Annotated in this window: 20 protein-coding genes; 11 read left to right on the forward strand and 9 right to left on the reverse strand. The window is 64.4% G+C overall.

Translation table 11 applies throughout. The features are described 5' to 3' along the window. The first annotated feature begins 105 nt into the window (after window positions 1-105). Together F8237_RS07630 and F8237_RS07635 are read left to right on the forward strand one after the other, a co-directional pair. Entirely contained in the window at window positions 106-849 is a 744-nt protein-coding gene (locus F8237_RS07630) for a glycosyltransferase family 2 protein (protein WP_244626091.1), read from the forward strand. A 64-nt stretch (window positions 850-913) separates the two neighbouring features. Continuing rightward, a complete protein-coding gene (locus tag F8237_RS07635; RefSeq protein ID WP_151643372.1) occupies window positions 914-1,297 on the forward strand; it encodes a DUF2304 domain-containing protein in 384 nt (127 codons plus the stop codon). Window positions 1,298-1,326: 29 nt separating this feature from the next. Here the strand turns inward: F8237_RS07635 and F8237_RS07640 are convergent, their stop codons facing one another. After that, the gene (locus tag F8237_RS07640) at window positions 1,327-1,833 is read right to left on the reverse strand and encodes an NUDIX domain-containing protein (protein WP_151643375.1); all 507 of its coding nucleotides are present in this window, start codon (window positions 1,831-1,833) and stop codon (window positions 1,327-1,329) included. 107 nt (window positions 1,834-1,940) lie between these two features. On the opposite strand from F8237_RS07640, the gene F8237_RS07645 reads away from it, so the two are divergent. Further along, window positions 1,941-2,822, forward strand: a complete 882-nt coding sequence (locus F8237_RS07645) for a metallophosphoesterase family protein (protein ID WP_151650487.1) — start codon at window positions 1,941-1,943, stop codon at window positions 2,820-2,822. A 120-nt stretch (window positions 2,823-2,942) separates the two neighbouring features. On the opposite strand, the gene F8237_RS07650 is transcribed toward F8237_RS07645, so the two are convergent. From F8237_RS07650 to F8237_RS07660, 3 genes are all read right to left on the reverse strand, one after another. Next, window positions 2,943-3,497, reverse strand: coding sequence for a hypothetical protein (locus F8237_RS07650; protein WP_162005919.1), 555 nt, complete (start codon window positions 3,495-3,497; stop codon window positions 2,943-2,945). Between the two features lie 183 nt (window positions 3,498-3,680). Continuing rightward, window positions 3,681-3,890 (reverse strand): DUF4170 domain-containing protein, encoded by a 210-nt coding sequence (locus F8237_RS07655; RefSeq protein ID WP_015688019.1) that lies wholly within the window; start codon window positions 3,888-3,890, stop codon window positions 3,681-3,683. A 30-nt stretch (window positions 3,891-3,920) separates the two neighbouring features. Next, complete coding sequence (locus F8237_RS07660; RefSeq protein WP_151643379.1) at window positions 3,921-5,555, reverse strand: isocitrate lyase; 1,635 nt, start codon at window positions 5,553-5,555, stop codon at window positions 3,921-3,923. Between the two features lie 233 nt (window positions 5,556-5,788). Here F8237_RS07660 and F8237_RS07665 point away from each other — a divergent pair, with 233 nt between their 5' ends. After that, complete coding sequence (locus F8237_RS07665) at window positions 5,789-7,234, forward strand: helix-turn-helix domain-containing protein (protein WP_151643381.1); 1,446 nt, start codon at window positions 5,789-5,791, stop codon at window positions 7,232-7,234. Window positions 7,235-7,269: 35 nt separating this feature from the next. Here F8237_RS07665 and F8237_RS37200 read toward each other — a convergent pair whose 3' ends face one another. Further along, on the reverse strand, window positions 7,270-7,395 hold the full coding sequence (locus tag F8237_RS37200) for a hypothetical protein (RefSeq protein ID WP_259173238.1): 126 nt from the start codon (window positions 7,393-7,395) through the stop codon (window positions 7,270-7,272). Here F8237_RS37200 and F8237_RS07670 point away from each other — a divergent pair. The 4 genes from F8237_RS07670 (at window position 7,346) to F8237_RS07685 (ending at window position 9,517) form a co-directional block, all read left to right on the forward strand. Next, window positions 7,346-7,564 carry a hypothetical protein gene (locus tag F8237_RS07670; RefSeq protein ID WP_151650488.1) on the forward strand — a complete coding sequence of 73 codons (219 nt, stop codon included), beginning with the start codon at window positions 7,346-7,348 and terminating at the stop codon, window positions 7,562-7,564. The two genes, F8237_RS37200 and F8237_RS07670, sit on opposite strands and share 50 nt — an antisense overlap. Before the next feature lie 11 nt (window positions 7,565-7,575). Further along, a complete protein-coding gene (locus F8237_RS07675; protein WP_201280186.1) occupies window positions 7,576-8,037 on the forward strand; it encodes a hypothetical protein in 462 nt (153 codons plus the stop codon). A gap of 163 nt (window positions 8,038-8,200) precedes the next feature. Beyond that, window positions 8,201-9,001 (forward strand): zinc-dependent peptidase, encoded by an 801-nt coding sequence (locus F8237_RS07680; protein ID WP_162005920.1) that lies wholly within the window; start codon window positions 8,201-8,203, stop codon window positions 8,999-9,001. A 162-nt stretch (window positions 9,002-9,163) separates the two neighbouring features. Beyond that, window positions 9,164-9,517, forward strand: coding sequence for a hypothetical protein (locus tag F8237_RS07685; RefSeq protein ID WP_151643385.1), 354 nt, complete (start codon window positions 9,164-9,166; stop codon window positions 9,515-9,517). Between the two features lie 64 nt (window positions 9,518-9,581). On the opposite strand, the gene F8237_RS07690 is transcribed toward F8237_RS07685, so the two are convergent. Together F8237_RS07690 and htpX are read right to left on the reverse strand one after the other, a co-directional pair. Next, window positions 9,582-10,223, reverse strand: coding sequence for a tetratricopeptide repeat protein (locus tag F8237_RS07690; protein WP_151643387.1), 642 nt, complete (start codon window positions 10,221-10,223; stop codon window positions 9,582-9,584). Between the two features lie 135 nt (window positions 10,224-10,358). Then, window positions 10,359-11,306 (reverse strand): zinc metalloprotease HtpX, encoded by a 948-nt coding sequence (htpX, locus tag F8237_RS07695; protein WP_151643389.1) that lies wholly within the window; start codon window positions 11,304-11,306, stop codon window positions 10,359-10,361. A 176-nt stretch (window positions 11,307-11,482) separates the two neighbouring features. Here htpX and F8237_RS07700 point away from each other — a divergent pair, with 176 nt between their 5' ends. From F8237_RS07700 to F8237_RS07710, 3 genes are all read left to right on the forward strand, one after another. After that, on the forward strand, window positions 11,483-12,799 hold the full coding sequence (locus F8237_RS07700) for a lytic murein transglycosylase (protein WP_151643391.1): 1,317 nt from the start codon (window positions 11,483-11,485) through the stop codon (window positions 12,797-12,799). A gap of 270 nt (window positions 12,800-13,069) precedes the next feature. Continuing rightward, the gene (locus tag F8237_RS07705) at window positions 13,070-13,573 is read left to right on the forward strand and encodes a DUF1993 domain-containing protein (RefSeq protein WP_151643393.1); all 504 of its coding nucleotides are present in this window, start codon (window positions 13,070-13,072) and stop codon (window positions 13,571-13,573) included. A gap of 173 nt (window positions 13,574-13,746) precedes the next feature. Then, window positions 13,747-14,841, forward strand: a complete 1,095-nt coding sequence (locus tag F8237_RS07710) for an alkene reductase (RefSeq protein WP_151643395.1) — start codon at window positions 13,747-13,749, stop codon at window positions 14,839-14,841. A 257-nt stretch (window positions 14,842-15,098) separates the two neighbouring features. On the opposite strand, the gene F8237_RS07715 is transcribed toward F8237_RS07710, so the two are convergent. Next, window positions 15,099-16,892: an ABC transporter substrate-binding protein gene (locus tag F8237_RS07715; RefSeq protein WP_151643397.1), complete on the reverse strand. Its 1,794-nt coding sequence runs from the start codon at window positions 16,890-16,892 to the stop codon at window positions 15,099-15,101. Between the two features lie 77 nt (window positions 16,893-16,969). Further along, window positions 16,970-17,299, reverse strand: a complete 330-nt coding sequence (locus F8237_RS07720) for a DUF2160 domain-containing protein (protein ID WP_151643399.1) — start codon at window positions 17,297-17,299, stop codon at window positions 16,970-16,972. Between the last annotated feature and the right edge of the window lies 1 nt (window position 17,300).

The raw sequence follows: 17,300 nt of genomic DNA on the forward strand, positions 1-17,300 counted from the left end.
TAGCCTGGAAACGGTCCGCCTGTACAGGAAAAGCACCGGCAAGTATAGCAAGGTGGGGATTTTGGAGGTGGGGCGGCCGTGGCCGACATGAGTTTGGGGCCGGACTTGGGTTCAAGCGACACGTGCCGCAGCGCCGCAAGGCAGGCCGGCGCGCCGCGGGTCCTGCTCGTCATTCCCTGCTTCAACGAGGAGGCCTCGATCGGCGGCCTCCTGAGCGAGATCGCCGCGATCGGCCGCGGCTACCACACCCTCGTCGTCGACGACGGCTCGTCCGATGCGACGTGCGCGGTGGCAAGCTGCCGCTCGCCCGTTGCCCGCCTCGCGCAGAATCTCGGCATCGGCGGCGCCGTGCAGACCGGCATCAAATACGCGGCGGGGCACGACTTCGATTTCTGCATCCAGATCGACGGCGACGGGCAGCATGATCCGCGCGCGATCGAGACGCTGCTCGATGCCTATCGCAGCCACCCGACCAACATCACCATCGGAAGCCGCTTCATCGACCATTCCGGCTTCTGCTCGACGCCGATGCGCCGTGCCGGCATCAGGCTGATCGTGCTTGCGCTCAACGGGCTCTTCACCGGCGGCCGCATCACCGATCCGACCAGCGGCATGCGGCTGCTCGACCGCTCGGCCATCGCCTTGTTCGCGAAATCCTATCCTGCGGATTTTCCGGAGCCGATTTCGCTGGCCTGGGCGATGCGCGCGGGGCTGACCGTCAGCGAGGTGCCGGTCGAGATGCGGGCGCGGGAGGCCGGCGTCAGCTCGATCGACGGTTTGAAGTCGGCGAGCTACATGGTCCGCGTTCTCGGCTACATCCTGCTCGCGCGTCTCGTGAGAGCGCCATGACGCCGAGACTTCCAGTGATGATTTGCGATCCTATCATTCCATCGAACATTTCGAGGAGGCAGCCGTGACAAGTGCCATTCCGAGCCCGGAGACGGTCGTCGTCATCTCCGCCTTTGCACTGATCTACATGCTGGTGCTGCTGCGCAAGACGTTGCAGGGCAAGTTCGACCTCTATGACTTCATGATGCTGTCCATGGTGGCGATCATACCGGCAGGCTTCGCGCTGTTTCCAAACCTGGCCTATCTGGTCAGCCATTTGACCGGCGTCGTATTTCCGTTCGTCGTGATGTTCGGCGCGCTGTTCCTGGTGGTGTTCGCGTTCATGCACAACATGACGGCGCGGCTGCACCGGCTGGAGCGGCAGAACTGCGCGCTGATCCAGGAGCAGAGCCTGCTGGCGCTGGAGCTGAAGGAGAGCGGGCAGACAAGCGGGACGAATGTTGCCTGAATAGAAGCAAGCCGACCGAGCCCAATTCATCATGTCCTCGGCATTTGCCGCCACGTCGCCATCAGCGGCTTGCCGTCCAGGACCTCCGCGAGCCTTTGCCGCGTGCCATGCGTGGTCCCCTCCGGCAGCGCCGTGATCGCAAAGAAGCCGCACTCGACGATCTCGTGGTTCGGCTTGGGCAGGCGATCCTGCCTGAACTGCCTGACCACGTAGACCGCGACATGATCGCGGCGGGAGACGTGGCTGTTGAGGAAGATGCCGTGCAGCACGGCCTCTCCGGTGAGATCGATATCGCCCTCCTCCTTGAGCTCGCGCCGCATCGCCTGCTCCATGGTCTCGCCGAGATCGACGCCGCCGCCGGGCAGATACCAGCCGCTGACGTAGCTGTGCCTTACCAGGAACACCCGGTTCTCGTCGTCCAGCACCACGGCGCGGACGCCGAGCGTCATGCCGCGAACCAGCAGGAAATAGGCGTGAAAGATTCGCCGCAGCAGCGGTTCGAATTTTCGTCGGACGCTGTTCAGACGATCCCCCATCAGGCTCCCTTGGCGCCCCGCTTCAGGCTTTGCTTGCGCGTCGCACGCGACCTTGCCATTACAGCGGAGCAATAGCGAGGCAATCGCCCGTCATGACTGACCCTACGCTGGGCCCCTTCACGCTCGCCCATTTGTCCGACCCGCATCTGCCGCCGCTGCCGAAACCGCGGCTGGTCGAGCTCGCGGGCAAGCGCGCGCTCGGCTACGTCAACTGGACCCGCAACCGCCACAAGTACCAGCGCCGCGAAGTGCTCGACGCACTGGTCGCCGACGTCAGGGCGCAGGCGCCCGACCACATCGCCGTCACGGGCGACCTCGTCAACCTGGCGATGGAGGCGGAGTTCGCGCCCGCGCGGGCCTGGCTCGACGAGGTCGGCCCGCCCGACCGGGTCACCACGATTCCCGGCAATCACGACGCCTATGTCCGCGCCACCTTTCATCGCTTCGGCGAGACCTTTGCGCCCTATCTTGCCGGCGACGACGGCAGCACCGGGTTTCCGAGCCTGCGCCGGCGCGGGCCGCTCGCGCTGATCAGCCTGTCCACGGCGGTGCCGACCTTGCCGCTGATGGCGACGGGCACGCTCGGCCGCGAGCAACTGGCGGCCCTCGAACAGGTGCTGGAACGGCTTTCGGCCGAGGACGTCTTCCGGGTGCTGCTGGTGCATCATCCGCTGAAGTCCGACGCGCGCCAGAAGCGGATGACGGATTCCGCCGATCTGCTGGCCCTGTTGAAACGCCACGGCGTCGAGCTGATCCTGCACGGGCACGACCACATTCATTCGACGATGTGGTTCGAGGGCCCCAACGGCAACATCCCCGCAGTCGGCGTGCCGTCGGCCTCCGCGCTCGCGCACGGGCGCTACCCGGCCGCGGCTTATAATCTGTTCACGATCGAGAAGGACAATGCCGGCTGGCGCTGCGAGCAGACGGTGCGGAGTCTCGAGTCCGGATTTCAGATCCGGCAGATCAAGCATGCAAGGCTGGTTTAGCTCTCTGTCATTCCGGGGCATGCGAAGCATGAGCCCGGAATCCATCGAGCCGCAGCGCATGAGGACAAATGGATTCCGGGTTCATGCTTCGCATGCCCCGGAATGACGGCGAAGGGTACCTCACCAGCTCCGCAGGGCCGCCAGCACGGCAACCCCGAACAGCGCGGCGGCACCGAGCACGAATCCGAACACGAACGGCCAGACGCGCGAGCGGCGTGGCGGCGGCGCGGCCTCGGACTTCGGCTCCGATGGCACCACCATCGCGCGCTCGCGTTCGATCATGCGGCGGGCGACGTAGTCGGTGACGGCTTCGACGATCACGGAAATGTCGTGCGATTCGGCGAGCACGATGCGGCCGAAGCGGGTGTCTTGGACGAAGCGGTACATCCGCTTGTCGCGCCCCATCAGGATGTGCGCGACGACGTCGATCCAGAGCCTCGGCGTATCGCCCTGGCTGACGCCGCGGTCAAACAGGTCGATCTGATCAGGCACTTGGGCGAACAGGGGATCGAGAGCGTCGTTGAGGATCTCGAGCCGCGCCACCTCGGCGTCGCGCAGATCGACGACTACACCGGTCCGGTCAGCAGCCTCGATCCGCGCGCGCAGCAGCGCGTCGCGCAGCCGCACCGGGCGCGGCTGGCTGGGATGGGTCCCGCTGGTCTCGGGCTCTGACATTGTCGGCCTCGTCCTCACTATCCTCCATTAACCTATCAGCAACCACTCCTTCCGCAAAGGCCCCACAATTCCAGAGACTTACGGCGCCGCAGCCGGCTCACCTGTGCCAAAAACAGACGATCCCACCCAGGCAGAGCCTGGATGGGACCATCCGTCCTTGGACGTCTTCTTGAATTCGGGCCGTCAGGCCGAGACGCGCGCCGGCTCTTCCACGATCGAGAAGCGGACGCCGGCCTTGTGGCGGTTCTCTTCCGAGACGGTGCGCCAGGCATCCTCGGCTTCCGTGCGGGTCTTGAACGGACCCTGCACCTGGGCCGAGCCTTCCACGAGCTTGTGGAAGTTCATCGAACCGAACTCGCCGCCGATCACCCAGAAATTGCTGCCTTTGGTCATTGTCACTCTCCTGTTTGGTAGCGTGATGCGTTAGCCGAACTGGTTCATGGTGTTGTGAGCGCCGCCCGCCTTCAGGGCAGCCTCGCCGGCGAAGTATTCCTTGTGGTCGTCGCCGATGTCGGAGCCGGCCATGTTCTGATGCTTGGCGCAGGCGATGCCCTGACGGATTTCCGCGCGCTGGACGTTCTTGACGTAGCCCAGCATGCCCTGCTCGCCGAAGTACTCGCGTGCGAGATTGTCGGTCGAGAGCGCTGCCGTGTGATAGGTCGGCAACGTGATCAGGTGGTGGAAGATGCCGGCACGCTTGGCGGAATCGGCCTGGAAGGTGCGGATGCGCTCGTCGGCTTCGATGGCCAGCGGCGTATCGTCGTATTCCGGCTTCATCAGTTCGGCGCGGTTGTACTTGCTGACGTCCGTGCCCGCTTCCTTCATCGCGTCGTAGACCTGCCAACGGAAGTTGAGGGTCCAGTTGAAGGACGGCGAGTTGTTGTAGGCGAGCTTGGCGTTCGGAACCACCTTGCGGATCCGATCGACCATCTTGGCGATCTGCTCGATATGCGGCTTCTCGGTTTCGATCCACAGCAGATCAGCGCCGTTCTGCAGCGAGGTGATGCTGTCGAGCACGCAGCGATCTTCGCCAGTGCCGGGACGGAACTGGTAGAGATTGCTGGGCAGGCGCTTCGGACGCAGCATCTTGCCGTTCCGGTTGATGATGACGTCGCCGTTGCGGGCGTTCTCCGGCGTCACTTCCTCGCAATCGAGGAAGCTGTTGTACTGATCGCCGATATCACCCGGCTTGTGGCTGACGGCGATCTGCTGCGTGAGGCCGGCGCCGAGCGAGTCGGTGCGGGTCACGACGACGCCGTCTTCGACGCCCAGTTCGAGGAACGCATGGCGGCAGGCCCGGATCTTCGCCAGGAACACCTCGTGCGGCACGGTGACCTTGCCGTCCTGGTGGCCGCACTGCTTCTCGTCCGAAACCTGGTTCTCGATCTGCAGCGCGCAGGCGCCCGCCTCGATCATCTTCTTGGCGAGCAGATAGGTCGCCTCGGCGTTGCCGAAGCCCGCGTCGATGTCGGCGATAACAGGGACGACATGGGTCTGGAAGTTGTCGATCTTCTCGATCAGCTCCTTCTCGCGGGTCTTGTCGCCTTCCTTGCGCGCCTTGTCGAGGTTGCGGAAGATGTCGTTCAGCTCGCGCGAGTCGGCCTGACGCAGGAAGGTGTAGAGCTCTTCGATCAGAGCCGGCACCGAGGTCTTCTCGTGCATCGACTGGTCCGGCAGCGGTCCGAACTCGGAGCGCAGCGCCGCGATCATCCAGCCGGAGAGATAGAGGTAGCGGCGATCGGTCTTGCCGCCGAAGTGCTTCTTGATCGAGATCAGCTTCTGCTGGGCGATGAAGCCGTGCCAGCAACCCAGCGATTGGGTGTACTTGGTCGGATCGGCGTCATAGGCCGCCATATCGGCCCGCATCAGCGCCGCAGTGTAGCGGGCGATGTCCAGACCGGTCTTGAAGCGGTTCTGCAGGCGCATGCGCGCGACGGCCTCGGCCTTCACCCCGTTCCAGGTCGGCTTGGTTTCGAGGAGCGCCTGGGCCGCCTCGATCTCGCTCTGATACGAGGCCGGGCGCTGCAGGGCGTTGATGCCACGGGGCTGGTAGTTCATGTGCTCGATCCTTTCGCTGATGACAAAGCGCTTGGCATTGTCATCGACATTTTTGACAGTGCATTGCGAAATGCGTGTCCCGAGCTAAACGCGAGAAAGGGAAGTTCGTATAGAGGGCTTGTATTTGAATGGTGATGTCATGTAACATCGGAACATGTAATAGATGTTATTTTGTAAATCTTGTAACAAAACAGGACAGTGATGCTGTCCTTTGCGCCTCTGGAGACCTGAAGATGCCCGCCGAGCCCGGGAAGAAACTGTTCGTCGGTCCGCGCTTCCGGAGGATCCGGCAGCAGCTGGGGCTGTCACAGACCCAGATGGCCGAGGGACTCGGGATCTCGCCCAGCTACGTCAACCTGATCGAGCGCAACCAGCGTCCGGTGACCGCGCAGATCCTGCTGCGGCTGGCCGAGACCTACGACCTCGACCTGCGCGACCTCGCCACCGCGGACGAGGACCGCTTCTTCGCCGAGCTGAACGAGATCTTTTCCGATCCGCTGTTCCGCCAGATCGACGTGCCCAAGCAGGAGCTGCGCGACCTCGCCGAGCTATGCCCGGGCGTGACTCACGCGCTGCAACGGCTCTACGCGGCCTATACCGAGGCCCGCCAGGGCGAGACGCTGGCCGCGGCGCAGATGGCCGACCGCGATGTCGGCACGCGCTACGAGGCCAATCCGGTCGAGCGCGTGCGCGAGCTGATCGAGGCCAACCGCAACTATTTTCCGGAGCTCGAACAGGCCGCCGAAACCTTGCGCGACGAGCTGAACGTGCCGGCCGAAGGGCTGTATGCCGCACTCGCCGCGCGGCTGCGCGAAAAGCACTCGATCCAGACCCGCATCATGCCCGTCGACGTGATGCGCGAAACGCTGCGGCGTTTCGACCGTCACCGCCGCCAGCTGCTGATCTCGGAACTCGTTGATCCGTCAGGCCGCGCCTTCCAGCTCGCCTTCCAGCTGGGCTTAGGGGAATGCGCGCAAGCCCTGGAGACCATCATCGGCCGCGCCGGCCCGCTCGACGACGCGCCGCGCCGGCTGTTCCGCATCACCCTCGCCAACTATTTCGCAGCGGCTGTGATGATGCCCTATCCGGCGTTCCTGGCCGCGGCCGAGGCCTTGAACTACGACATCCATCTGCTGGCACAGCGCTTCAACTCCGGCTTCGAGCAGGTGTGCCATCGACTCACCACGCTGCAGCGGCCGAATGCGCGCGGGATTCCGTTCTTCCTGCTGCGCGTCGACAATGCCGGCAACGTCTCGAAGCGATTTTCGTCCGGCACTTTTCCGTTCTCGAAATTCGGCGGAACGTGCCCGTTGTGGAACGTGCACTCGACCTTCGACACGCCGGATCGCCTGCTCAAGCAGGTGATCGAGCTGTCCGACGGCACGCGCTATTTCTCAATCGCGCAGATGGTGCGCCGCCCCGTCGCGCCGCACCCGCTGCCGCAGCCGCGCTTCGCCATCGGCCTCGGCTGCGAGATCCGCCACGCCTCACGTCTCGTCTATGCCGCCGGAATGGACCTCGAGAAGACCGAAGGCACGCCGATCGGCGTCAACTGCCGCCTCTGCGAGCGCGAAAACTGCGCCCAGCGCGCCGAGCCGCCGATCACGCGCACGCTGATCCTGGACGAGACGACGCGGCGGGTGAGCTCGTTCGCATTCTCGAATGCACGGGAGTTGTGAGGTTTGCCATTGGCCCTGTAGCGGTTCTCGCAACTTCAGAGGAACTTCCGTTTTTTCCCGACGTTGTCCTGGCAGAAGGGCGGCGCGGCTTGTTTGCCGCCGGTCGGCGACATGAAAAACTTTTCAAATGCAGCATTCGCGCCTGACGTGATCGAGGCCATGACCATCGCCCTCGGCGCGGCGGTCGCCACCCTGCCCGAGCCGGTGCATTCGGCGCATATCGACACCATTGCCCAATCCATTCTCCGAACAGCCAAAACCGGCGAGCGCAACGTCGCGGTCTTGCAGCGGATTGCGCTGATGGAGCTCAGCCTTGCGCCGCGCACATGACGAGGCGAATCATGAGAGTCGAGGCCGGCGTCATTGCAGCCATTTTGGCGCTGTGCGGCTCTGCGGTTGTGCACGCGGAAAACTGGACCACCTATCGCATTCCTGAAACCGGGACCACGGTGGACATCCCCGCCTCGATCTTCACGGACGACGCCGGCAAGCCGGACGGCCAGGGCCAGCGGTTTCGCTCGGCCGATGGCAGAGCCGATATGACCGTGCAAGCGGTGCCCCGGACCGGCGAGTCTCCGGCCGCCTTCCTCGCCCGGAAGAATCCACCGTCCGGCATCGTCTACAAGCGGATCACGCCGCGCTTCTTCGTCGTGTCCAGCGTCAAGCGCGACACCATCTGGTACGACCGCTGCAACTTTTCGGTCCGCTATGTCCGTTGCGTGCTGATCAATTATCCCGCGGCCGAGAAACGCCAGTGGGGCGCCGTCGTGACCAGGATCAGCCACAGCCTGGGCGGCGGCTGACATTTTGCGGCCCGCCTTGGTTAATCCCGCACTAATTCGCCCACGCGATCTGCAACCAAGGATTAAGCACGCCTCAACATCGGTCCCATAGTCTCGCCTCACTCACTTTTCGCAAACAACGGTGGCCTATCCTGCCGGGCGAAGTGACATCAGGGGGTTCATCATGCGCATTGCGTTGCTGCTGACCGCAACCATCGTCGGCGCGCTCTTCGCCAGTCCATCCAGTGCCGGATCGCTCGATGCCGATGCAGCGCAGCCGCTGCCGCCGGGCTTCCAGAGCTACCGCGGCTACATGTTCGACGTGTCCGAGAACCGCGACCGCAAGGACGTCGACAAGCTCATGGACAATCTGAAGAGCCAGATCGACGTCGTCGAAGGCGCCGGCCTCTCGCCGCGCGTGCTGCGCTTCTTCCATACCGTTCCGATCGTTGCGAGCGAGCTCGCCTGTCTCGACGAAGGCGCCGCGACCGCGTGCTACGGCCGGGTCACGCCCGACATCCAGCGCACCGCTCCCCGGACGTTGACGGTCTGGGACCCCAGCAAGCAGCGCTGGAGCAATCCCAATGCCGTCGACCTCGCGGTCGATTCGGGCCTCGGCGTGATCATGCTGCGCCCCGACATGATGCGCTACGAGAAGGAAGCCGTGCTGCTGCACGAGATGCTGCACGCGTTTCACGCGCGGCTGCTGCCGGACGGCTACGCCAACAAGGGCGTGATCGGCTATTACGCCCTGGCCAAGTCCAAGGACCAGCTGCCCAAGGACTCCTATACGATGAAGAATCCGATGGAATTCTTTGCCGTGACCTCCAGCATCTTCCTGGCGGGAAAGAGCGAATTCCACGACCCGAAGTCGCGTGAGGCGCTCAAGGAGAAGATGCCGGACTATTACAAATATCTGGTCGGCGTGTTCGGCTTCGACCCCGAGCCGGCGGCGTCAAACGGCCCGGTTGCCTCGCTGAAGTAAGGCGCCTGCGCCAACTCACCCCGAAAGCCGCGCGAAAATGCGCGGCTTTTTTGTTTTGCCAACCGGAAGCTGCGGATGACGCCCCGCCGGGAATTGCCAAGCCGGGGCCCGATCTGCATAGTCCCGCCCGCATCGATACCGTTTTCAAGAGGATACAAGAACATGGCGGACGCCGACCTGGATGTCGTGATCCGGCAACTGGCCAGACAGCTGCATACGGGCCTGATGACCCGCGCCAAGGAGCGGCGGGATCGCTTCAACGGCCTCGCGGCCAAGGCCAAGGGCAAGGAGACGGGCGAGCGCTTCAAGATGCTGGCCAGGGCCAGCATGGAGCAGGCCACCGCCGCCGCCAAGCGCCTGCAGATGTCCGCCGACAACGTCGCCGACAGCTACGCCCGCGCGATGCGCCTCGCCGCCAGCACGCCTGTTCCGGTGAAGGCGGAAAAGAAGGCGAAGGACAAGCCTGCGAAGAAGGCCGCCAAGTCGAAGAAGGCCAAAGCGAAGAAGGCGAAGTAGGCGCGAGGTTCTTCCCTCTCCCACAGGGAGAGGGTTGCAGCGGCGAATGCAGCTCTAGATATCGTCACCGCCGCGGCGCGGCCCCCTGGGTCGGCTCGGCGCTCGCGAGTTCGGCGAGTTTGGCGCGTGCCGCATCGCGGGTGCGGGCGTCCTTGCCGGCCGGCAGCGCAAGTGCGGCTTCGAAATCGGCGCGGGCATCGTCGGCCTGGCCGCGGGCGAGGAAGGCGAGACCCCGATCGAGGCGGGCCTGGGCAACCGACGGATCGAGGCGGATCGCCGTGTTGTAGCTCAGGATCGCGCGATCGAGATCGCCGGTGCCGGCAAGCGCCAGACCGCGCTCGTGATAGGGCGCGGCGAGCTTTGGATTATGCGCAATCGCCTCGTCGTAATCCTCGATGGCGAGCGCGAGGTCGCCGTTCTGCCGGCGCGCCAGCGCCCGGTCGCGATAGAGCGTGGCGCGGTTGGGATTGAGGTGGATGGCCTCGTCGAAATCCGCGATCGCCCGCCGCCAGTCGCCATGGCGCAGCGCGATCCGGCCGCGTCCCTCATAAGCGAAAGCGATCAGCGAGCCGCGCAGCGGCGAGAAGCCGATCACGGCCGAGCAGATGTCGGGCTCGTCCTCGTCCCCGCAATTGACGACCGTATGCGTGGACAGGCCAATGAGCACGCCCAGGACGATCAGCAATGGTACCGCAGCTTTGGTCATCGTCGACGGCGACCGGCATTGGGCCGGCCACGCATCCCCTTTCGAAGAAACAGTCTCGTCGTGCTGTTACCACCGCTGCGGGCGATTCTGTGTGCGCCAGGTCACAAAGCCTGGCGCGATTTCTGGCCTGTTGCATCACCCCCAGGGTCCGCGAGCAGGACCACGCGACGACGAGCGACCCCATGGTCCCCGCGGCGGATAGTTTTCGTTGGCGCCGACGGACGGCGCCGCCCGCGCGCCGAGCTCGCCCGCGAGCTGCCGGAGCGCCGCGACGCGGTTCTGCGTCGAAGGATGGGTGGCGAACAGATTGTCCACGCCATGGCCCGACAGCGGATTGATGATGAACATGTGCGCGGTCGCGGGATTCCGTTCGGCATCATAGTTCGGCACCTGATGCGCGGCGCCTTCGATCTTCACCAGCGCCGACGCCAGCCACATCGGCTGTCCCACGATGCGCGCGCCGAGATCGTCGGCTGCGTATTCGCGCGTGCGGCTGATCGCCATCTGCACCAGCATGGCCCCGAGCGGGGCGAGGATCATCATCAGGATTGAGCCGACGATCCCCGGGCCGCTGTTGTTATCGCGGTGGCCGCCGAAGAACATGCCGAACTGCGCCAGCATCGAGATCGCACCCGCGATGGTGGCGGTGATCGTCATCAGCAGCGTGTCGTGATTCTTGACGTGGGCAAGCTCATGCGCGATCACGCCGGCAAGCTCCTCGCGGCTGAGCTGACGCATCAGGCCGGTGGTGACCGCCACAGCCGCGTTCTCGGGATTGCGGCCGGTCGCGAACGCATTGGGCTGCGCCTCGTCCATCAGGAACACGCGCGGCATCGGCAGCCCTGCGCGGCCCGCAAGCTCGGCGACGAGACCGACCAGTTCGGGCGCACTGTTCCGGTCGACCTCATGGGCGCCGTACATCGAGAGCACCATGCGATCGGAATTCCAGTAGGTGAAGAGATTGGTCGCGGCGGCAATGACGAGCGCGATCATGGCGCCCGAGGCACCGCCGATCAGATAGCCCACGCCCATGAACAGGGCGGTGAGGCCTGCGAGCAGCATTGCGGTACGAAGATAGTTCATGGCCGTCTCCTGGGGCGGCCGCGGGCGAGCCTTTGGCCGGCGCTCTTCAGGTAGGAATGACCCCGGCACCCGCGCAAGGTTTCAGGGTGCGTCGCGGAGCCGCGGCACTGGTTTGCGCTCGATCATTCCATTAAACTTCGTCAAGAATCCAAGCGTCTCCCTCCCCCGGAAACCTCATGCTCCAGATCCGATTTGCGATCGCGGCCGCCGCTCTGCTCACGCTCGCCCTTCCCGCCTCCGCCCAGTTCGTGCCGCCGTCCGGCAAGCCCGCCGTTCCCAAAACCACGGCCCCGAAGGCCACCGCCCCCTCGCCGCGCGCGGCGTCGTGCCACAATGGTGCGAGCTTCGATCGGTTCCTCGCCGACGTGAAACAGCAGGCTGTTGCCGCCGGCGTGTCGCAGCGGACGATCGCGGAGGCCTCGCCCTACCTCGTCTACGACCAGGGCATCGTCAACCGCGACCGCGGCCAACGCGTGTTCGGCCAGCTCTTCACCGAATTTGCGGGCCGCATGGCCGCGCCCTATCGCATGCAGAACGGCCAGCAGCACATCAAGACTCACGCGGCCGCGTTCGCGCGCGCGGAAAAGGAATATGGCGTGCCGCCGGCGGTGATCGCGGCATTCTGGGGCCTCGAAAGCGATTTCGGCGTCAACATGGGCAATCTGCCGACGCTGAAATCGCTGGTGTCGCTGGCCTATGACTGCCGGCGCTCGGAGATGTTCGTGGGCGAGACCATCGCCGCGCTGAAGATCATCGACCGCGGCGATCTCACACCCGACGAGATGATCGGCTCCTGGGCCGGCGAGCTCGGCCAGACACAGTTTTTGCCGGTCCACTACGTCAACTATGCCGTCGACTATGACGGCGACGGACGGCGCGATCTGCTCCGCAGCGAGGACGACGTGATCGGCTCGACCGCGAACTACATCGCCAACGGCCTGAAGTGGCGGCGCGGCGAGCCGTGGCTGGAGGAGATCAAGGTGCCGCAAAATCTGCCGTGGGATCAGACCGATCTCACCGTACAACTGCCGCGCTCGAAATGGGGGCAGCTTGGCGTCACCTATCCCGACGGACGGCCGCTGCCGAGCGACAACCTCGCAGGCTCCGTGCTGCTGCCGATGGGACGCTTTGGGCCGGCCTTCATGGCCTATCCAAATTTCGCGGCCTACACCGAATGGAATAACTCGCTGATCTATTCGACCACCGCTGGCTATCTCGCCACCCGCATCGCGGGCGCCGCACCGATGCGCAAGCCGGCACAACCCGTCGCACAACTGCCGTTCAACGAGCTCAAGCAATTGCAGCAGCTGCTGGTCCAGGCCGGCTTCAATGTCGGCAAGGTCGACGGCGTACTGGGCCAGCAGAGCCGGGCGGCGGTGAAAGCGATGCAGATCAAGTACGGCCTGCCGGCGGATTCCTGGCCGACCGCCGAGCTCCTGGCCCGGATGCGCGGCGGCACGGCGCAGGCCCAGCCGGCGGCGACGGTGCGGTAAACGACCGTACTCGCGGCTGTGCCCTCTCAGTCATGCCCCGCGAAGGCGGAGCATCCAGTATTGCAAAGGCGGCGAGATTCATCACGACCGCCGCAGCGTACTGGATCGCCCGCTTTCGCGGGCGATGACAGCGAGGGTGTGGCGCCAGCCGGCACGGTAGAATTTTCGCATCGCACAAGCCGCTTTTGCGATTGTATTTTTCCATGAGGCTCCCATGTGAGTGGCTCAGGTTTTCTCCTGAGGTTTCCCATCCATTCAAGCGAGCATCACATGTCCTTCCACGACGCCGTCGTCCCCGCGTATCTGCAAATGCTGAACAGCCTCACCGGCCTGCTCACCAAGGCTGAGGCGCATTGCGCGGCGAAGAAGATCGACCCGAGCGTCCTGCTCGGCTCCCGCCTCTTCCCGGACATGCTGCCGCTGTCGAAGCAGATCCAGATCGTCAGCGATTTCGCTGCCAAGGGCTGCGCCCGGCTGACCCATAGCGAAGTGCCCTCGACGCCCGACACCGAGACCAGCTTTGCGGACCTGAAGCAGCGGCTGGCGAAGACCATCGACTATGTGAAGTCGTTCAAGCCCGAGCAGTTCGAGGGCGCCGAGGCCAAGAATGTCACCTTCCCGGCCGGTCCCGACAAATCCATCACGATGACGGGCCAGCAATTCCTGAGCTCGTTCTCGCTCCCGAACTTCTATTTCCACGCCGCGACTGCCCACGGCCTCCTGCGTCACGCTGGTGTCGAGATCGGCAAGCGCGATTTCCTCGGCGCTAACTGACGTATCGCGCGACCGGGCAGTCGAAATTTGCTGCCGTAGCCGAAACTGCACATGAATTATGCTACGCGGCCGCCGCCGCGTAGCTCGCCTGCAGTTTCCGTATGGCTCGTCCCTTGCGCTGATTGCCGCGATGCACAAGTGTTCCGGACCTCTCACCGCCTGAAAGCATTCCCATGAGCCGTCCGACCAAATTGTTTGAGACCTACAAGCTTGGCCCGATCACGCTGGCCAACCGCCTCGTGATGGCACCACTGACGCGCAACCGCGCCGTTCCCGGCACTTTCGTACCGGGTGCCCTCGCCGCCGACTATTACGCCCAGCGCGCCTCCGCGGGGCTTCTGATCACCGAGGCGAGCCAGGTCTCACAGCAGGGCCAGGGCTACCAGGATACGCCCGGCATCTACACCAAGGACCAGGTCGCCGGCTGGCGCAAGGTCACCGACCAGGTGCATGAGCGCGGCGGCAAGATCTACATCCAGCTCTGGCATGTCGGCCGCATCTCGCATGTCGATCTCCAGGCCAACGGCGCGGCCCCGGTGGCGCCGAGCGCGATCCGCGCCAAGGGCAAGACCTTCGTCAATGGCGGCTTCGCCGACGTCTCCGAGCCCCGCGCGCTAGAGCTCTCTGAAATTCCGGGCATCATCGACGACTTCAAGCGGGCGACGAAGAATGCGCTCGAAGCCGGCTTCGACGGCGTCGAGATCCACGGCGCCAACGGCTACCTGCTCGACCAGTTCGCCAAGGACGGCGCCAACAAGCGTACCGACACCTACGGTGGCTCCATCGAGAACCGGGCGCGGCTGATGCTGGAAGTCTCCAAGGCAGTTGTGGCGGAAGCCGGCGCCGACCGCACCGGCATCCGCATCTCGCCGGTGACGCCCGCCAACGACATCGTGGATTCGAATCCGCAGCCGCTGTTCGATCACATCGTCGATGGCCTCAATGCGCTCAAGCTGGTCTATCTCCACGTCGTCGAAGGCGCCACCGGCGGCCCGCGCGACTTCGCGCCGTTCGACTATGCGAGCCTGCGCAAGCGCTTCTCCGGCGCCTACATCGCCAACAACGGCTACGACTTCGAGCTCGCCACCAAGGTGCTGGACGCCAACGCCGCCGACCTGATCGCCTTCGGCAAGCCCTTCATCTCAAACCCCGATCTGGTCGAACGGCTGAAGACGGGCGCGGCGCTGAACGACTGGGACAAGAACACGTTCTACGGCGGCGGCGCCAAGGGATATACGGATTACCCGACGCTGGCGGCGGCGAAGTAGGGGCGGCAGCGGTCCACGCGCAATCCCAATCCGTCATCCTGAGGCGTGAGCCATGCGACGCGAAGCGGCGCTTGGCGAGCCTCGAAGGATGAGCGGCCGGGATGCAGCCGGGCCTGTCGTCCTTCGAGGCTCGTCCTGCGCTGCAGGACGAGCACCTCAGGATGACGGCGATAGCTCGGCATCTCCCGCAAACGTGGCGCGGTAAAAAGAAAAAGGCCGGGATCGCTCCCGGCCTTTCGTCGTTCTGAGACCTCTGCTTACTGCAGCGAGGCGCGCTTGGGCGGGGTTGCCGGCCACGACTTGATCAGCGTGTCGTAGTCGACCGTCTCGCCCTTCGGCTTCTCGTTGGCGAGCTTGCGCTGCGGAGCGAGAGTGCCGTCCTTCTGGGCCTTGGCGTACCAGTACTCGGCCGACTCCTTCTTGTGCAGCTTCGGACCGCACTCCTTCTGCACGCCCGATTTCTCCAGACGCTCCATGACGGAGTCCTGGGCGGCGGCAAGCGAGTCCATCGCGGCCTGCGGCGTCTTCGCACCGGACGACGCATCGCCGATGTTCTGCCACCACAGCTGAGCCAGCTTCGGATAGTCGGGCACGTTGTTGCCGGTCGGGGTCCACTGCACGCGCGCGGGCGAGCGGTAGAACTCGATCAGGCCGCCGAGCTTCGGCGCACGCTCGGTGAACGACTTGTCCCAGATGTCGGATTCACGGATGAAGGTGAGACCGACATGACTCTTCTTCAGCGACACCGTCTTGGAGACGATGAACTGGAGATAGAGCCAGGCTGCCTTGCGGCGATCCGCCGGAGTGGACTTCAGCAGCGTCACGGAGCCGGCGTCCTGGTAGCCGAGCTTCATGCCTTCCTTCCAGTACGCGCCGTGCGGCGACGGAGCCATACGCCATTTCGGCGTACCGTCCGCGTTCATCACGGCGATGCCCGGCTTCACCATGTCGGCGGTGAAGGCGGTGTACCAGAACATCTGCTGGGCGATGTTGCCCTGCGCCGGCACGGGACCGGACTCGGAGAAGGTCATGCCCTGGGCTTGCGGCGGAGCATACTTCTTCATCCACTCGAGGTACTTGGTGATCGAGTAGACCGCGGCCGGACCGTTGGTGTCGCCACCACGCTCGACCGAGGAGCCGACCGGGCGGCAGCCTTCCATGCGGATGCCCCACTCGTCGACCGGCAGGCCGTTCGGAATGCCCTTGTCGCCGTTGCCGGCCATCGACAGCCAGGCGTCGGTGAAACGCCAGCCGAGCGACGGGTCCTTCTTGCCATAGTCCATATGGCCGTAGACCTTGACGCCGTTGATCTCCTTGATGTCGTTGGTGAAGAACTCGGCGATGTCCTCATAGGCCGACCAGTTCACGGGAACGCCGAGCTCATAGCCGTACTTGGCCTTGAACTTGGCCTTGTAGTCCGGGTTGGTGAACCAGTCGTAGCGGAACCAGTAGAGATTGGCGAACTGCTGGTCGGGCAGCTGGTAGAGCTTGCCGTCCGGCGCGGTGCCGAACGACTTGCCGATGAAGTCGTTGACGTCGAGCATGGGGTCGGTGACGTCTTTGCCCTCGCCGGTCATGTAGTCCGACAGCGCGATGGTCTGGCCGTAGCGGAAGTGGGTGCCGATCAGGTCGGAATCGTTGATCCAGCCGTCATAGACGTTCTTGCCGGACTGCATCTGGGTCTGCAGCTTCTCGACGACGTCACCTTCCTGGATGATGTCGTGCTTGAGCTTGATGCCGGTGAGCTCGGAGAACGCCTTGGCCAGCGTCTGCGATTCATATTCGTGGGTGGTGATGGTCTCGGAGACGACGTTGATCTCCATGCCCTTGAACGGCTCGGCCGCCTTGGCGAACCACTCCAGCTCCTTCTTCTGGTCGTCCTTCGACAAGGTCGAGGGCTGGAATTCCGCAATCCACTTCTGGATCGCGGCATCATCGGCGGCGCGAACGGGCGCCGAGACGGCGAACGCTACCGCAATGATGGCTGCCGCACTTGATACGCTCAGCAAGCTGACTTTGGTCAGCGGACCTTTGCTTCTAGACCGTCGCATGTTGTTTCCTCCGTTGCAGCGACAAACTTTTGTACAGACCCGGGTTGGTCCCGGATCTGGCCGTCCCTTCGCGAGTTTCAGACCGTGCGGAAAATGAGCGCGGCCGTGACCAGCGAAATTCCTGATGCGAGCCACAGGCTCGAGATTTCAAAACCTTCCTCGCCGATCGGCACCGTCGCAAGCGCATCGGTGCCCATGAAAGCGATCCACAAGAGGTGAATGACGGCGGCCGTGATCAGCGAGATGAACAGGCGGTCGCCGCGCGTGGTCGGGATGCTGAGCACGCCGACACGCTCGGCTTCGGGATAGACCGCCGCCAGATACGTCATCACGGCAAGCGTGCAAGCGAGCGCGACGAAGAAGATCGCCGTCGGCAGCGTCCAGGCCATCCATGCGATGGATTCCATT

It is taken from the genome of Bradyrhizobium betae (genome assembly GCF_008932115.1).
GTDB classification, from domain to species: Bacteria; Pseudomonadota; Alphaproteobacteria; order Rhizobiales; family Xanthobacteraceae; genus Bradyrhizobium; species Bradyrhizobium betae.

Excerpts from the sequence above, each read along its gene's own strand:
- F8237_RS07655 (WP_015688019.1), bottom strand. The coding sequence starts at position 3,890 with ATGACCAAAGGCAGCAATTTCTGGGTGATCGGCGGCGAGTTCGGTTCG.
- F8237_RS07705 (WP_151643393.1), top strand. The coding sequence starts at position 13,070 with ATGTCCTTCCACGACGCCGTCGTCCCCGCGTATCTGCAAATGCTGAAC.
- F8237_RS07640 (WP_151643375.1), bottom strand. The coding sequence starts at position 1,833 with ATGGGGGATCGTCTGAACAGCGTCCGACGAAAATTCGAACCGCTGCTG.
- htpX (WP_151643389.1), bottom strand. The coding sequence starts at position 11,306 with ATGAACTATCTTCGTACCGCAATGCTGCTCGCAGGCCTCACCGCCCTG.
- F8237_RS07665 (WP_151643381.1), top strand. The coding sequence starts at position 5,789 with ATGCCCGCCGAGCCCGGGAAGAAACTGTTCGTCGGTCCGCGCTTCCGG.
- F8237_RS07680 (WP_162005920.1), top strand. The coding sequence starts at position 8,201 with ATGCGCATTGCGTTGCTGCTGACCGCAACCATCGTCGGCGCGCTCTTC.
- F8237_RS07660 (WP_151643379.1), bottom strand. The coding sequence starts at position 5,555 with ATGAACTACCAGCCCCGTGGCATCAACGCCCTGCAGCGCCCGGCCTCG.
- F8237_RS07650 (WP_162005919.1), bottom strand. The coding sequence starts at position 3,497 with ATGTCAGAGCCCGAGACCAGCGGGACCCATCCCAGCCAGCCGCGCCCG.
- F8237_RS07715 (WP_151643397.1), bottom strand. The coding sequence starts at position 16,892 with ATGCGACGGTCTAGAAGCAAAGGTCCGCTGACCAAAGTCAGCTTGCTG.
- F8237_RS07685 (WP_151643385.1), top strand. The coding sequence starts at position 9,164 with ATGGCGGACGCCGACCTGGATGTCGTGATCCGGCAACTGGCCAGACAG.
- F8237_RS07675 (WP_201280186.1), top strand. The coding sequence starts at position 7,576 with ATGAGAGTCGAGGCCGGCGTCATTGCAGCCATTTTGGCGCTGTGCGGC.
- F8237_RS07670 (WP_151650488.1), top strand. The coding sequence starts at position 7,346 with ATGAAAAACTTTTCAAATGCAGCATTCGCGCCTGACGTGATCGAGGCC.
- F8237_RS07710 (WP_151643395.1), top strand. The coding sequence starts at position 13,747 with ATGAGCCGTCCGACCAAATTGTTTGAGACCTACAAGCTTGGCCCGATC.
- F8237_RS07700 (WP_151643391.1), top strand. The coding sequence starts at position 11,483 with ATGCTCCAGATCCGATTTGCGATCGCGGCCGCCGCTCTGCTCACGCTC.
- F8237_RS07690 (WP_151643387.1), bottom strand. The coding sequence starts at position 10,223 with ATGACCAAAGCTGCGGTACCATTGCTGATCGTCCTGGGCGTGCTCATT.
- F8237_RS07720 (WP_151643399.1), bottom strand. The coding sequence starts at position 17,299 with ATGGAATCCATCGCATGGATGGCCTGGACGCTGCCGACGGCGATCTTC.
- F8237_RS37200 (WP_259173238.1), bottom strand. The coding sequence starts at position 7,395 with ATGGCCTCGATCACGTCAGGCGCGAATGCTGCATTTGAAAAGTTTTTC.